Annotated in this window: 15 protein-coding genes and 1 pseudogene; 9 read left to right on the forward strand and 7 right to left on the reverse strand. The window is 64.9% G+C overall.

The window, feature by feature from the left end:
* Positions 1 to 60 precede the first annotated feature (60 nt).
* Positions 61 to 491: pseudogene (locus tag IVB48_RS40295) on the forward strand (MerR family transcriptional regulator).
* Positions 424 to 867 (forward strand): carboxymuconolactone decarboxylase family protein, encoded by a 444-nt coding sequence (locus IVB48_RS40300; protein ID WP_027566991.1) that lies wholly within the window; start codon positions 424 to 426, stop codon positions 865 to 867. Before IVB48_RS40295 ends, IVB48_RS40300 begins: the two are co-directional and overlap by 68 nt.
* Before the next feature lie 77 nt (positions 868 to 944).
* Here the strand turns inward: IVB48_RS40300 and rimO are convergent, their stop codons facing one another.
* Positions 945 to 2,270 carry a 30S ribosomal protein S12 methylthiotransferase RimO gene (gene rimO / locus IVB48_RS40305; RefSeq protein ID WP_247408763.1) on the reverse strand — a complete coding sequence of 442 codons (1,326 nt, stop codon included), beginning with the start codon at positions 2,268 to 2,270 and terminating at the stop codon, positions 945 to 947.
* Positions 2,271 to 2,381: 111 nt separating this feature from the next.
* Here rimO and IVB48_RS40310 point away from each other — a divergent pair, with 111 nt between their 5' ends.
* The 5 genes from IVB48_RS40310 to IVB48_RS40330 all read left to right on the forward strand — a co-directional run bounded on the left by IVB48_RS40310 (position 2,382) and on the right by IVB48_RS40330 (position 8,203).
* Positions 2,382 to 2,972: an ANTAR domain-containing protein gene (locus IVB48_RS40310; protein ID WP_007590901.1), complete on the forward strand. Its 591-nt coding sequence runs from the start codon at positions 2,382 to 2,384 to the stop codon at positions 2,970 to 2,972.
* Positions 2,969 to 4,132 (forward strand): CmpA/NrtA family ABC transporter substrate-binding protein, encoded by a 1,164-nt coding sequence (locus tag IVB48_RS40315; RefSeq protein ID WP_247408764.1) that lies wholly within the window; start codon positions 2,969 to 2,971, stop codon positions 4,130 to 4,132. The genes IVB48_RS40310 and IVB48_RS40315 overlap by 4 nt, the downstream gene beginning before the upstream one ends.
* A 332-nt stretch (positions 4,133 to 4,464) precedes the next feature.
* Complete coding sequence (locus tag IVB48_RS40320; RefSeq protein WP_247408765.1) at positions 4,465 to 6,246, forward strand: NirA family protein; 1,782 nt, start codon at positions 4,465 to 4,467, stop codon at positions 6,244 to 6,246.
* Positions 6,243 to 7,850: a sulfite reductase subunit alpha gene (locus tag IVB48_RS40325; RefSeq protein ID WP_247408766.1), complete on the forward strand. Its 1,608-nt coding sequence runs from the start codon at positions 6,243 to 6,245 to the stop codon at positions 7,848 to 7,850. Before IVB48_RS40320 ends, IVB48_RS40325 begins: the two co-directional genes overlap by 4 nt.
* A 200-nt stretch (positions 7,851 to 8,050) precedes the next feature.
* Positions 8,051 to 8,203, forward strand: coding sequence for a hypothetical protein (locus IVB48_RS40330; RefSeq protein WP_007590908.1), 153 nt, complete (start codon positions 8,051 to 8,053; stop codon positions 8,201 to 8,203).
* A gap of 126 nt (positions 8,204 to 8,329) precedes the next feature.
* On the opposite strand, the gene IVB48_RS40335 is transcribed toward IVB48_RS40330, so the two are convergent.
* Genes IVB48_RS40335 through pxpB form a run of 3 tightly spaced genes read right to left on the reverse strand, consistent with a single transcriptional unit; the run spans position 8,330 to position 10,898 of the window.
* Positions 8,330 to 9,100 carry a 5-oxoprolinase subunit PxpA gene (locus tag IVB48_RS40335; RefSeq protein WP_247408767.1) on the reverse strand — a complete coding sequence of 257 codons (771 nt, stop codon included), beginning with the start codon at positions 9,098 to 9,100 and terminating at the stop codon, positions 8,330 to 8,332.
* 32 nt (positions 9,101 to 9,132) lie between these two features.
* Complete coding sequence (locus IVB48_RS40340; protein WP_247408768.1) at positions 9,133 to 10,170, reverse strand: biotin-dependent carboxyltransferase family protein; 1,038 nt, start codon at positions 10,168 to 10,170, stop codon at positions 9,133 to 9,135.
* Positions 10,167 to 10,898: a 5-oxoprolinase subunit PxpB gene (gene pxpB / locus IVB48_RS40345; protein ID WP_247408769.1), complete on the reverse strand. Its 732-nt coding sequence runs from the start codon at positions 10,896 to 10,898 to the stop codon at positions 10,167 to 10,169. Before pxpB ends, IVB48_RS40340 begins: the two co-directional genes overlap by 4 nt.
* Before the next feature lie 247 nt (positions 10,899 to 11,145).
* Here pxpB and IVB48_RS40350 point away from each other — a divergent pair, with 247 nt between their 5' ends.
* A complete protein-coding gene (locus tag IVB48_RS40350) occupies positions 11,146 to 11,844 on the forward strand; it encodes a ribonuclease activity regulator RraA (RefSeq protein ID WP_007590912.1) in 699 nt (232 codons plus the stop codon).
* 25 nt (positions 11,845 to 11,869) lie between these two features.
* Entirely contained in the window at positions 11,870 to 12,274 is a 405-nt protein-coding gene (locus tag IVB48_RS40355; RefSeq protein ID WP_247289948.1) for a cupin domain-containing protein, read from the forward strand.
* A 62-nt stretch (positions 12,275 to 12,336) separates the two neighbouring features.
* Here IVB48_RS40355 and IVB48_RS40360 read toward each other — a convergent pair whose 3' ends face one another.
* The 3 genes from IVB48_RS40360 to IVB48_RS40370 all read right to left on the reverse strand — a co-directional run bounded on the left by IVB48_RS40360 (position 12,337) and on the right by IVB48_RS40370 (position 14,732).
* Positions 12,337 to 12,687, reverse strand: coding sequence for a hypothetical protein (locus tag IVB48_RS40360; protein WP_106944818.1), 351 nt, complete (start codon positions 12,685 to 12,687; stop codon positions 12,337 to 12,339).
* Between the two features lie 181 nt (positions 12,688 to 12,868).
* A complete protein-coding gene (locus IVB48_RS40365; protein WP_247408770.1) occupies positions 12,869 to 13,777 on the reverse strand; it encodes a DUF2147 domain-containing protein in 909 nt (302 codons plus the stop codon).
* Between the two features lie 172 nt (positions 13,778 to 13,949).
* Positions 13,950 to 14,732 (reverse strand): transporter substrate-binding domain-containing protein, encoded by a 783-nt coding sequence (locus IVB48_RS40370; protein WP_247408771.1) that lies wholly within the window; start codon positions 14,730 to 14,732, stop codon positions 13,950 to 13,952.
* Between the last annotated feature and the right edge of the window lie 74 nt (positions 14,733 to 14,806).

Below are 14,806 nucleotides of genomic sequence, written 5' to 3' on the forward strand. Positions count from 1 at the left end.
TTGACTTAGAGCGCGCTCGAAGGGGTATCTGTACGTGCGTCAGTACGAGAACGGGCACACATGAAGATCGGCGACCTCGCAAAACGGACCGGCCTGTCGACGCACACGCTGCGTTACTATGAGCGCATCGGGCTGCTTCCATACGCCGACCGGGATCGCTCCGGCCAGCGCGACTTTGACGCATCGATCCTCACATGGATCGCATTCCTTGGGCGGCTCAAGACCACGGGAATGCCGATCCGGGACATGTTGCGTTACGCGGCGCTTCGGGATGAAGGCGACGCTACCGGCACAAGCCGGCGGCAGATCTGGAAGTCCACCGGGAACAGGTACGCACGCAGATTGCCGAACTCCAGGAATGCCTGCTCGTCCTTGATACCAAGATCGCCGGCTATGCCAGCGACGAACAGAGGACGAAGGAAAATGACGCACGCCCAAACACAAGACGAAAGCCGCTTCGATCGCGGCCAGCGGGCCCTGTCACGCATTGACGGCAGAGCTGGTGAAGCGGTCGTCGCTTCACTCGCCGACATCGCTCCGGATTTCGCACGATACGTGATCGAGTTTCCGTTCGGCGACATTTACTGCCGCCCGGACCTTGGCCTGCGCGATCGAGAGATCGCGACCATCGCCGCGCTGACGGCGCTCGGAAATGCCGCGCCTCAGCTCAAAGTCCATCTCGAGGCAGGTCTGAACGTCGGGCTCTCTCGCGACGAGATCGTGGAGATCATCATGCAGATGGCCGTCTATGCGGGCTTCCCGGCGGCGCTGAACGGGCTGTTCGCAGCCAAGGAAGTGTTCGCCGCACGCGACGAACAGCAGGCGTCGGGAGAAGCGAACGGCGGGCGTGATGTTGCTGTAGCTTAGCGACGGCTCGCGACCTCTCCCGCTTGCGGGAGAGCTTGCAGCGAGATCGTGGCTGCACCGGCCGTGACAGCCGAAGATCAGAATCCCGCGACGCTGCCGTGCAGGTCGTATTGGTCGGCGCGCTCGATCTTGGCGGTGACGATCTCGCCAACGCGCAAGGGGCGGCGGCTCGACAGGTAGACGGCGCCGTCGATCTCCGGCGCATCGGCCTTGGAGCGGCCCTTCGAGACGGTCGGGCCGACCTCGTCGATGATGATCTGCTGGCGGGTGCCGACCTTGCGCTTCAGCCTGCGTGCGGAAATCTTCTGCTGGCGCGCCATCAGCGCGTTGTAGCGCTCCTGCTTGATCTCTTCCGGCACGGGATTCTCGATCGTGTTCGCGGTCGCGCCGGCGACGGGCTCGTATTTGAAGCAGCCGAGCCGATCGATCTCGGCTTCGTCCAGCCAGTCGAGCAGATAGGCGAAGTCGGCATCGGTCTCGCCGGGGAAGCCGACGATGAAGGTCGAGCGCAAAGCGAGATCGGGACATTGCTCGCGCCAGCGCTTGATGCGCGCCAGCGTCTTGTCCTGCGCCGCCGGGCGCTTCATCGCCTTCAGCACCTCGGGGCTCGCATGCTGGAACGGGATGTCGAGATAGGGCAGCACCTTGCCCTCGTTCATCAGCGCGATGACCTCGTCGACATGCGGGTAGGGGTAGACGTATTGCAAGCGGACCCAGGCCCCCAACTCACCGAGCTCGCGCGCGAGGTCGATGAACTTGGCGCGGACCTGGCGATCCTTCCACGGGCTTTCGGCGTATTTGAGATCGACGCCGTAGGCCGAGGTGTCCTGCGAGATCACCAGCAGCTCCTTGACGCCGGCATCGACCAGGCGCTCGGCCTCGCGCAGCACGTCATTGGCCGGTCGCGAGACGAGGTCGCCACGCAGTTTTGGAATGATGCAGAAGGTGCAGCGGTTGTTGCAGCCCTCGGAAATCTTCAAATAGGCGTAGTGCCGCGGCGTCAGCTTGATGCCCTGCGGCGGCACCAGATCGAGATGCGGATTGTGGGCGGGCGGCAGCGCGCGATGCACGGCGTCCAGCACGCTCTCATATTGCTGCGGGCCGGTGATCGAGAGCACGCCGGGATAGGCCTGCTCGATCTGCTCGGGTTCCGCACCCATGCAACCGGTGACGATCACCTTGCCGTTCTCGGCCATGGCCTCGCCGATCGCCGAGAGCGATTCCTGCTTGGCGCTGTCGAGGAAGCCGCAGGTGTTGACGATGACGATGTCAGCCCCGTCATGCTTGCGGGCGAGCTCGTAGCCCTCGGCGCGCAGGCGCGTGATGATGCGCTCGGAATCCACCAAAGCCTTGGGGCACCCGAGCGACACGAAGCTGACCTTCGGCGCAGCCGTCTGATCCATATCCAAATCTGCCTGATTGACAGGGTTGAGCTAGTCCCAATTGCCCATAATTACAACCCTTTGCATGGCCTGCGGGCATGCTATGGATGAATCACTGGTGGTGAGTGAGCAATGAGCGCCGAACAGTCGCCCAAAATCGTGATCGTCGACGAAAGCCCGATCCGGGCTGCGATCCTCGAAGAAGGGTTGCGGGAGGCCGGATTCACGCAGATCGTCCATATCCGCGAGATGCAGAGCCTGCTCGCCCGTATTTATGCGGTCGATCCCGACATCATCCTGATCGATCTGGAAAACCCCAGCCGCGACGTGCTGGAAGCGATGTTCCAGGTCAGCCGCGCCGTGAAGCGGCCGATCGCGATGTTCGTCGACCAGAGCGATTCATCCTCGATCCAGGCCTCGGTCGAGGCGGGGGTCTCCGCCTATATCGTCGACGGGTTGAGGAAGGAGCGCATCAAGCCGATCCTCGACCTCTGCGTCTCGCGCTTCAATGCCTTCGCGAAACTCCAGGAGGAGCTGGAGCGCACCAAGTCGCAGCTCGAGGATCGCAAGGTCATCGAGAAGGCCAAGGGCATCCTGATGAAGGTGAAGGGCCTCACCGAGGACGAGGCCTATGTGCTGCTGCGCTCCACTGCGATGCGCGAGAAGAAGAAAATCGGCGAGATCGCCCAGTCGATCATCACCGCGTCGGAGATGCTGAAATGACCGCTCCCCTCCGCATCGGGTTCATTCCGCTGGTGGACGCCGCAGCGCTGATCGTTGCTGTCGACAAGGGATTTGCCGCGGCCGAAGGGCTCGAGGTCGAACTGGTCCGCGAGGTCTCCTGGTCCAACGTCCGCGACAAGCTCAATATCGGCTTGTTCGACGCCGCGCATCTGCTCGCGCCCGTCGCGATTGCGTCCTCGCTCGGTCTCGGCCACGTCAAGGTGCCGATCGCGGCGCCCTTCAATCTCGGCATCAACGGCAATGCGATCACGGTCTCGCCTGCGCTTCATGCCGCGCTGATGGAGGAGATCGACGGCGACCGCTTCGATCCGCTCGCCACGGCAAAAGCGTTGGCGCGCGTGGTCGCCAAGCGGCGCAAGGCGGGGGCCGACCCGTTGACCTTCGGCATGACCTTCCCGTTCTCGACCCACAATTATCAATTGCGATTCTGGATGGCGGCGGCCGGCGTCGATCCCGACGAGGACGTGCGGCTGGTGGTGCTGCCGCCGCCCTATATGGTCGACAGCCTCGCCAATGGTCATGTCGATGCGTTCTGCGTCGGCGCGCCCTGGAATTCGATCGCGGTCGATCTCGGGATCGGCCACATCCTGCATTTCGTCTCCGACATCCTGGCCCATGCGGCGGAGAAGGTGCTGGCGCTCCGCCAGGTGTGGGCCGACAAGAATCCGGACGTGGTCGCCAGCCTGGTGCGCGCGGCGGTGAAAGCCGCCGAGTTCATCGAGCATCCGGAAAACCGGACCGAAGCGGCGCGGATCCTGGCGCAGCCCGAGCGGATCGGCGTCGATGCCGAAGTCATCCAGCGCACCCTCACGGGACGCCTCAAGATTTCGCCGGACGGCACCTTTCGCGAGAGCGGCAGCTACCTTCTGGTGGGACGCGAGGAAGCAGGGCGCCCCGATCCGGTCCAGGCTGCTTGGCTCTATGCGCAGATGGTGCGCTGGGGGCAGACGACGCTGACGCCCGACGGGGTCAAGACGGCCATGGCCGTGTTCAGGCCCGATCTCTACGACGGCGCCCTCGGCCGCCGGCCGCCCGCCCAGGCCCCCGCGGCATTCGGCGCATTCGCCGGCCCCGCTTTCGATCCCGGCAATATTCGGGGGCATCTTGAAGCCTTCGAGGTGGGCCGCTGGAGGGCGTGATTCGGGTCTGCATCGTTTTTAAGCGCTGGAGATCCGAGTCTAAATTTTAGGCCGACTGCTCGAATTTCATAAGAGTTCCAAAGGCCGGAGTTCCCACGGGCGCCCTTAACCGGCTGATACCCCACACATTTTCATTTCGCCGAAGCTGGCACGCAACTTGAATGTTGCAGTGCGGCCAGCCTGTCACAGATGCCTGCTGAGCCAAGTCCCCAGCAACGAAGCTGATCGGACCGTCGGGTGCACAGCCGGCTATCGAGCCAGCCGAGCTCCTCGCGGGTCGTGCACTTTCCGTCGATACCACCCCGGTGGCCGCAGGAGCTTCGTTACTGACCATGAAAATCGACACCGTCTCAGTCGACTTTACCGACGACCAGAAACGCTACCTCGAAGGCTTCACGACCGGTCTGCAGATCAGTCGCGTCGGTCGCGGTCTCGGCGGCGGCGCCGGCAAGGCGAACGCGGAGCCGACCGGTCCCGATGCCGTGCACATCAAGGCGCAGGACAAGGTCATCGCCGCGGGCAAGAAGCTCGCCGACCAGGAGAAGGTCAAGCGCGACGAGCATCCCTTCGATGCGTATCCGCGTCTCCGCCAGCAGGCCCTCGACAATACGCCGCCGAGCCCGGCCGATAATTTTCGCTGGCGCTATTACGGCATCTTCTACGTCGCGCCGACGCAGGACTCCTACATGTGCCGTCTGCGCATTCCGAACGGCATCATGAAGCACTGGCAGCTGTCCGGCCTTGCCGATCTCGCCGATGAAACGTGCGGGCCTTATAGCCACGTCACGACGCGCGCCAACCTGCAGCTTCGCGAGATCCCGCCGAAGAACGCCGTGAAGCTGATCGAGGGCATTCAGGACCTCGGCCTGGGCTCGCGCGGCTCCGGCGCCGACAACATCCGCAACGTGACGGGAACGCCGACGGCGGGCATCGATCCGCAGGAGCTGATCGACACGCGGCCTTATGCGCGCGAGTGGCACTACCACATCCTGAACGATCGCTCGTTGTATGGCTTGCCGCGCAAGTTCAACGTCGCCTTCGACGGTGCCGGCAAGATCGCCGTGCTCGAGGAGACCAACGACATCGCTTTCACGGCGGTCCAGGTGAAGGACGGCTTCGGCGTGGAGCCAGGCGTCTGGTTCCGCCTCGGCCTCGGCGGCATCACCGGTCACAAGGATTTCGCAAAGTACTCCGGCATCATCGTCAAGCCGGAGCAGGCGACCGCTGTTGCCGACGCCATCGTGCGCGTCTTCATCGAGCACGGCGACCGCACCAACCGCAACAAGGCGCGGCTGAAATACGTGCTCGACGCCATGGGTCATGACGGCTTTCTCAAGATCGTCGAAGAGCGGCTGAAGACACCATTTACGCGCGTGCCGGAAGAGGCGCTTGCGCCACGGCCGGCCGCGGACCGCATGGCGCATATCGGCGTGCACAGGCAGAAGCAGGACGGCCTGAACTGGATCGGCGTGTCGCTGACGCTCGGCAAGATCAGCTGCGATCAGATGAGGGGCCTCGCCAAGGTGGCGCGGGACCTCGGCGACGGCGAGATCCGTCTGACCGTCTGGCAGAACCTGCTGATATCAGGGGTGCGTGACGAGAATGTCGAGCTTGCCATTGCGGCGATCAAGCAGATCGGGCTCGCGGTCGAGGCGTCGCATATCCGCGCCGGCCTGATCGCCTGCACTGGCAATGCAGGTTGCCGCTTTGCCGCCTCCAACACCAAGCGCCACGCTGCCGAGATCGGCGACTGGTGCGAGCCGCGCGTCGAGATGGACAAGCCGGTCAACATCCACGTTACCGGCTGCCACCATTCCTGTGCCCAGCATTACATCAGCGACATCGGCCTGATCGGGGCGCGCGTGCCTGTCAACGAGGAGGACACGGTGGAGGGTTATCATCTCTTCACCGGCGGCGGGTTCGGTCCTGACGCCGACGTCGGGCAGGAGGTCTACCACGACCTCAAAGCAGAGGACGCGCCGAAGACGGTCGAAGGACTGCTCAAGGCCTATATCGCCCATCGCTCGTCTCCCGACGAAACCTTCCTGTCCTTTGCGCGTCGCCACGACGGCGAGACGCTGCGCAAGCTTGCCGATGCCGAGGTGTCCTCATGAACCAGATCAGCCCTCCGCCCAAACTCGACATCATTCCCACGAGCGCTCCGTTCTCCGACGCGCAACGCTCGTGGCTGAACGGCTTCTTTGCCGGGTTGCTTTCGCCTGAGGCGGCCACGCCGCTGTCGGCCGAGCAGGGCGCCGCTGTCATGCAGGCCGGTGACGGCGACGACGGTGAAGCGCCGTGGCACGACCAGACCATGCCGATCGCCGATCGGATGAAGCTCGCCGAAGGCCGTCCCGTACGGCGCAAGATGATGGCGGCGATGGCGCAGCAGGATTGCGGGCAGTGCGGCTACAATTGCCACGACTATTCGGAGGCGATCGCGAGCCGCAGTGAAGCGCGGCTCAACCTCTGCGTCCCCGGCGGCAAGGAAACCGCGCGGATGCTGAAGTCGCTGCATGAAGAGCTGGACAAGGCGCCGGGGGCCAAGGCGTCCGACAAGGTCGACGCGGTGGCGGCCCCCGCCGTGACCGTGACGATCGCCGAGCCCGGCCGCTCGCGCGACAACCCCGTGGCGGCGACCTTCCTGTCGCGCCGTCTTCTCAACAAGGGAAAGTCGGAGAAGGAAACCTATCACGTCGAGTTCGACCTTTCCGACAGCAAGCTCGACTATGTCGTCGGTGACAGTTTTGGCGTGTTCGCGCGCAACGAGCTCGGTCTCGTCGACCAGGTCATCGCCTTGCTTGGCGCGTCCCACACCACGAAGGTCAATGGCAAGACGCTGCGCGAGGTGCTGATCGACGATGTCTCGCTGTCGCCGGCGCCCGACACGCTGTTCGAACTGCTCTCCTTCATCACTGGCGGCGCGCAGCGCGAGAGGGCGCGGGCACTGGCGCAGGGCGAGGATCCCGATGGCGATGCCGCCACGCTCGACGTCATGGCGGCGCTGCAGAAGTTCTCGGGCACGCGGCCGCATCCAGAAGCCTTCGTCGAGGCGCTGGAGCCGCTGCAGCCGCGGCTCTATTCGATCTCGTCCTCGCACAATGCGACGCCTGGAAGGCTGTCGCTGACGGTCGATTCCGTGCGCTACATGATCGGCAAGCGAAAGCGCATCGGCGTCGCCTCGACCTTCCTCGGCGAGCGCATCGCCGAGGGCGACAAGCTCAAGGTCTATGTCCAGAAGGCGCACAATTTCGGCCTGCCGCAGGATCCGAAGACGCCGATCATCATGATCGGCCCCGGCACCGGCATTGCGCCGTTCCGCGCCTTCCTGTTCGACCGCAAGGCGACCGGTGCGCCCGGCAAGAACTGGCTGTTCTTCGGCCATCAGCGCAGCGATTGCGACTTCTTTTACCAAGAGGAGCTCAACGCGATGAAGACCTCGGGCCTGCTCACGCGCATGTCGCTGGCCTGGTCGCGCGACGGCGAGAAGAAGTTCTACGTGCAGGACCGCATGCGCGAGGTCGGCCGCGAGCTGTGGACGTGGCTCGCCGAGGGGGCGCATCTCTACATCTGCGGCGATGCCAAGCGCATGGCCAAGGACGTCGAGCGCGCACTGGTCGACATCGTCGCCCAGTTCGGGGCGCGCTCGACCGACGAAGCCGTCAGTTTTGTCGCCGAGCTCAAGAAGACGGGGCGCTTCCAGGCTGACGTCTACTAGCTGTCATCCTGCCGTCATCCGGGCCGGTTCCATCTGGCTCGGATTTGAACGAATAAGGTTCTCTGAAGTTGGGGGTGGGGAGAATTTGCTCCTGCGATGCAGGGTTTTCAGAGAACCCGCATCGCTATTTCCGCGGGTCTCTTGCCCGCCACCCGGGTTGATCCCTCATAATCCCGCAAATGGGGCGTTGGAGATCGACCATGCGCGAACTATCGGCGGAAGCCAGGCTGCACTTCTACGCGCGCTCACTCTCGCGGCGGACCGGTGCGAGCGTGCATCATGCCGCGATGTACAGCGCCTTCGCGGTCATCGCCGCCATCGTGTTCGGCACGCTGTCGGTGCACCCGTTCTAACGAGTCTTCGCAGCTCTCGTAGGGTGGGCAAAGGCGCGCTTGCGCCGTGCCCACCATCTCTCAGCAAGCAGGATGGATTTTGGTGGGCACGCTTCGCTTTGCCCATCCTACGGTACCGAGCAAGCCTCACGCCCCGCGCTTGAACGGCGCGACCTCGATCCCTGCATCTTTCAACGCCTGCCGCAGGCCGCGTGCGATGTCGACGGCGCCGGGCGTATCGCCGTGGATGCAGACCGTGTCGGTGCGCATCTTGATGACCTTGCCCGTGACCGAGACCACCGCGCCGTCCTGCACCATGCGCACCACGCGGTCGGCGATCGCCTTGACGTCATGCAGCACCGCACCAGGCTTCTTGCGCGAGACGAGATTGCCGTCGTCCTCATAGGCGCGGTCGGCGAACACCTCGTGCACCATCGGCAGATTGGCGGCTTCGCCGGCCTTCACCAGCTTCGAATTGGCGAGCACGACGAAAATCAGGCCGGGATCGACCGCCTTGATGCCGGCCGCGATCGCCTTCGCCGTCATGTCGTCCTCGCAGGCGACGTTGGAGAGCGCGCCATGCGCCTTCACATGCGTGACCTTGTGGCCGGCCGCCGTCGCAATCGCCTGCAACGCGCCGATCTGGTAGGCGACGAGATTCTCGATCTCGGAGGCCTTCAGGCCCGCGATCGGATGGCGGCCGAAGCCGTGCAGGTCGCGATAGCCGGGATGCGCGCCGACGGAGACGCCGCGCGCTTTCGCCAGCTCGACCGTCCGGCGCATGATATCGGGGTCGCCGGCGTGGAAGCCGCAGGCGACGTTGACCGAGCTCGCCAGTTCGATCATGGCGGCATCGTTGCCCATCTCCCACGCGCCAAAACCTTCGCCGAGATCGCAATTGAGATCGATCGTCTTCATGGGGTGCTCTCCGTCTCTGGTCGTCTTGTCGTTTACGGCTCGTCCGCAACCTGCCAGGTCCCGGCGTCGACGGCACTGACAGCATAGCCCGCGACATTGGCATCGCTGAGCGCTTCGATGTTGAGCGCGACGGTGTCGGCGGCGCGCAGGCGATCGGGCAGGTTGCGGATCAGCTGCGCAAATTTCCTTGCCTCGTCCTGCGCCTCGGCCATGCTGACCGCCTTGAAGCGGAACGCCGTTCCTGCCGAGGTCTGCGCGAGACGGCCGACATCGGCCGTGATCACGGTCGCGATCTTCGGATAGCCGCCGGAGGTGCCGCGATCCATCATCAGCGCGATCGGCGCGCCGTTGCCGGGCACCTGGATGCTGCCGTTGACCGTTCCGTCGGAGACGATGTTGTGGCCATGCAGATGCTTGATCGCGGGGCCTTCCAGCCGGTAGCCCATGCGGTCGGAGGTCGCCGAGATCTTCCACTCGCTGTCGAGGAATAGGGCCTTGTTGGCGTCGTCGAACTCGTCGTCCTGCGGTCCCAGCAAGACGCGGATCGGACCGTTCGATGGCTTCGGCAATTCGATGCGCAGTTCCGGTGCACCGCTTGCGGCATCGACGGTGAACTCGTCGCCGGCCTGCAGCGGGCGCGGGTAGGGGCTGCCGAGCCCGGCACGGGCGTTGACCGCGAGACTGCCGAACACCGGCTCGCCCTTGATCCCGCCTTCGATCGCCAGATAAGTGAACGCGCCGCCGCGGGCAAAGCCCAGCGTCAGCGTCTCGCCGTCCTTCAACGTCACCGATGTGTCCATGGCGACCGGACTTCCCGCGACGTCCGCATTGCGCGGCGCGCCTGAAACCGCGACGCGCACGGCACCGTCGCGCGCGGTGAAGGCGGCGCCGAACGGGCCGATCTCGACAACGGCTGCGAACGGTTCGTTGCCGACGAGCGTGTTCGCTGCCGCGAGCGACAGTCGGTCCATCGCTCCGCTGACCGTCAGGCCATAGCGTTGCGCGCCATGGCGTCCGCCGTCCTGGACCGAGCTTGCCGGCCCGATGCTGGCGATCACGAGCCGGCTCATGCGACCACCTGCTCGGCAATGATCTCGCCGGCCTCGGCGGCGCGGTCCTGTTCCTCGAACGTCTTGTGGTCGATGGCGAAAAACGTCACGCGATCGCCGGGTTCGGTGAGGAAGGTCGGATTGCGGTGGAGCTGATAGGTCCGCACAGGCGTGCGGCCGAGCAGGTGCCAGCCGCTCGGCGCTGCCAGGCACTGGATTCCGGCCTGGATGCCGCCGATCGAGATCGTGCCGGCAGGCGTCAGCAGCCGCGGATTCTGCCGCCGCGACATCTGCAGGGATTTGTCGAGCCCGCTGAGATAGGACCAGCCCGGTGTAAAGCCGATCATGGCAACCTTGTAGTCGCCGGCGACGTGGCGCGCGACGATATCGTCGGGTGTGGTGTTCAGCGCCTTCGCGACGTCCTCGAGGTCGATGCCGTGCTCGCCGCCATAGGCGACGGGAATACGCCAGCGGCGCGCCTTAGTGGCCGGCGGCAGCGGCTGGCTGGCGAGCGCGAGCAGCTTTTCGCCAAGTGCGTCGAAGTCGATCTTGCCGGGATCGTAATGCACCAGCAGCGAGCGATAGGTCGGCACGGACTCGGTGATGGCATCGATCGAGCTTGCTGCGAGCGCCTTGTCGAGCGCCAGCACGCGCTGGTTGGCGTCGTCGTCGATGGTACGGCTGAACTCGACCGTGACGGCGCTGTCGCCACTGGGCAGAAGGCGGGGCGGGGGAAGCGTCGCGGACATGGGCTGTCGAAATCGGGCTTCTGGAGCTACGCGGGCTCGGCCTTGAGCTCCGCTCGTTCCTGCTTCGCGTAAATGCGCCCGCAAGTCCAATAAATTAATGCAGGGGGAGGCGATAAAGCCTTGTTATCGCGACGCATAACTGCGCTGCGGCCCTGCATGATTGGTATCCTCTTGGCCCTTGACGCAAGGCCCGCACCCCGCAAGATGCGCGCGTTCTTTCCCGCCCATCCGGAGCTCGTCTGTTTCCATGTCGCTGTCCCCCGAAGCCCGCAAGACCCTCGCCGGCATCACCACTGCCACCATCACCACGGTCCTGCTGAAGAAGGGCCTGCGCAACATCTGGATGCGCGGCGCGCGTCCGCTGCGCCCGGGTCTGCCGCGCCTGGTGGGACCGGCCTTCACGCTGCGCTTCGTGCCCGCGCGGGAGGATCTGGCGACGCCGGAATCCTGGTCGTCGCCGATCTCGACCCGCACCGCGATCGAGGCGATGCCGGAGGGCTGCATCGCCGTGGTCGATGCCATGGGCATCACCGACGCCGGCATCTTCGGCGACATCCTGTGCGCGCGCATGATGAAGCGCGGCGTCACCGCACTCGTCACCGACGGTGTCGTGCGTGACGTCGAGGGCGTGCTCGGCACCAACTTGCCGGTCTGGTGCGACGGCTATGCCGCGCCGCCGTCGGTTGCCGGCCTGACCTTCGTCGGCTGGGGCGAGCCGATCGGCTGCGGCGGCGTTGCGGTGTTCCCGAACGACATCGTTGTCGCCGACCAGGACGGCTGCGTGCTGATCCCGCAGGCGATGCTCGAGCACGTGCTCAATGAGGGCGTCGAGCAGGAGCGGATGGAAGCCTGGATCGTCAACGAGGTGAACAACGGCGCGGTGCTCCCGGGCCTCTATCCCATGAACGCCGAAACGAAGGCGCGCTACGCCGCAAGCAAGAAGTAATCGGGAAGGAAACGAGGTAAATCCAATGGAGATCACTGTAGCAGGCACGCGGCCGACACGCCGTGCGCCCGGGGAACACTTCACCGGCACCGTGTGGCAGGACCCCGTGATCATGGCGCCCGCGCCGGCGCGGCTGAACTGCTCGCGCGTCTCGTTCGAGCCGGGCGCGCGCACCAACTGGCATCACCATCCGCTCGGGCAGACGCTCTATGTGATTTCGGGGGTTGGCCGGGTCCAGACCAAGGGCGGCCCTGTCATCGAAATCCGTCCCGGCGACACCGTCTGGATTCCACCGGGCGAGCTGCACTGGCACGGCGGGTCGCCGACCAATGGCATGACCCACATCGCCATGCAGGAAGCGCTCGACGGTGTGTTCTCGACCTGGTTGGATCCGGTGACCGACGCGGAATACGGCGCGGCGGTCGGCTAGTTTGCGTGACCCGGCTTTGCGCAGCGACGCTTTGCGTCGCTGTTCGTCCGGGACACGGCACCCTACATCCGCTCCGCCGTCCAGGTGCCCGTGCACATGCTGCCGCGCCAGGTACCTGAGCCAGAGGTGCCGCTGAGCCGGCCGAAGCCGACGGCGCGCTTGATGCCGGTGCTCAAGGTGACGTTGATGCTGCCGGCATCCGCGACGCGGCCTGACGCCGTCACCATGGCGCTGCTCGAGGCGATCTGACCGTTGTTGATGCCGATTGCGACGGTCGAGCCGTTACCGCAGGTCTCGCTCGACGACGAGATACGGACATTCCATGCGCCGTCAAAAGTGCTGGCGCTGGCCTGCGCGGCCGGCAACGCGATGATGATGATTGTGGCGAAGAGAGCCTTGCGAAATCCGTTCATGACACGCCCCTGGGGTTGATCATGCGGGGATCGTGTCACGGACGCGGAACCGGCGATGTGAGGGCTGTCACGCGCGCGACGGGCTCTGTGATGTCGCGCACGTCGCAATCGATTTGGCGGCAAAAGCAAAGGGGACCCGCGCTGCGGGTCCCCTTGTGCCGGTCAGAGTGTCGCCCCGAGGTCAGTTCACACGCGTCCAGGTCTGGCCGCCGCAGAACATGCCGCCGAAGGCGCAGCCCTGCACGCGCAGGCGATCGGTGCCCTTCAGCGCGATGGTTGAATCGTAGGTCGAGCCGGAGTTCGGATCGAGGATGCGACCGGACCATTTCTGGTCCTTGTTCTGATCCTTGCCGGGCTTCATGTTGATCAGAACCTGCTCGCCATTCTGGTTCGATTTCGAATCGACCGAGTAGCCGCAGAGATTGCTGCCGCATTGCTCGATCCGGACCTTGCCTTCCTTCTCCTCGGTGAGCCAGACGCCGAGCGGTGAATTGAGGTCGCGCGTGGGTGCGGCTGCGGGAGCCGGCGGCGCGACGGCAGCCGATTGAACGGGGGCGGGCGCAGGCGCCGGGACGGGAGGCGGAGATGGCGCCGGAGGCGCGGCTGCGACGGTCGGGGCGGGCGGCGGCGGCGGTGCGGGCGGTACTGCGGCCACCGTCGGGGCAGCACTCGGGGCCGGCTGAGGCGGCGGCACTAGCGCGTCTTCGGCCGGAGCGTTGTTCGCAGTGGTGGCCGGAGGCGCTGGCGGGGCAAGAGGCGCGACGGCCACGGGGGCTTGGACGGGAGCTTGGGCAGGTGCCTGCTCCGCAGCCGGAGCCGCCGTGACGGGTGGCGGGGCTGGATTGGCCGGCGGCTGCGGGTCAGCTTTGGCTTGTTGCGGTGCCTGCGGGTCCGCTTTTGGAGCCCCCTTGGCATCGTTCTTGGCCTTCTTCGCCTTGCCCTGGCCGGTGTTGTCGTAGACGCCGGGGATTTGCACCGTGCCGCGATCGGGATCGATGCGGATGGTACGCCCGCCGTAGTCGAAGGTGTACTGCGCCTGCGCAGCGGTGCTCGCCAAAAGGAATGCGGCCGTGGCCAACAGCTTCCTCATTTCGCATCTCCTGAAACAGGTGGTCGCCGCACCGACGCTTACGCCCCGGTCCGATCGCAAAAAGTGATCTAGATCACTGTCACCGTATGAGTCGTGCTTTCTGCGTTTCGGGTTCAATAACACCGGAGCCGGTCCAAAGTTTGGCCGGGGCAAGCGACAGGAGGACGCGGTCCTAGTCGAACCAGGCGGCGTAGATCTTCTTGTAGCTGCCGTCCTGCATGGAAATGTGCAGCCATTGGTCGACGAACGCCTTCAGCGCCATGTCGCGCTGGAGCCAATAGGCCTTCTCTGAGAAGTCGAACGGCTTGTCGGGATGCACCGCGCAGAGCACGCCTTGATGCTGCTTCTGCTGGTAGCGCGTCTCGGAGGCATCCGTCATCATCAGGTCTGCATTGCCCTTGGCGATCTCGTCGAAGATCACGGTATTGTCCGGGAAGACGGTGATGTCGGCATCCTTGATGTTGGCACGCGCGAAGCGCTCGTTGGTGCCGCCGGGATTGACGATCACGCGGGTGCCCTTCTTGTCGATGTCGGTGATGCTCTGGTATTTGCCGACGTCGGCACAGCGCGCGATCGGCGTCTTGCCCTCGCGCATGATCGGCGTCGAGAAGAAGCCCTTCTTCTGCCGGTCCAGCGTGACCGAGACGCCGCCCATCGCGATGTCAAACTGATCGGCTTCGAAATCCTTCATCAGCTTCGGCCAGGCCGTCGGCACGAATTCGACCTTGACGCCCAGCGCCTTGCCGAGCGCCTCCGCCATGTCGACATCGAAGCCGTTGAACTTCTGCGTCGTCTTGTCGAGATAGGTGAAGGGCTTGTAGTCGCCGGTCATTCCGACGCGCAAAGTGCCGCGCTTGACGATCTCGTCGAGGCGGGACGGCGCCGCCTGCTGTGCCTGCGCCGAAAGGTTTGCCAGCAGCACCACGGCCAAAGTCGCCAGAATTCGAATGGTCATTCGAACGATCATCTCTTTTCCACCCATGCCCAAGCTGTCATTGTGCAGCTCTCGAGGGTTGGATTTAGACCAGA

Source organism: Bradyrhizobium sp. 76, assembly GCF_023073025.1.
Lineage (GTDB): Bacteria > Pseudomonadota > Alphaproteobacteria > Rhizobiales > Xanthobacteraceae > Bradyrhizobium.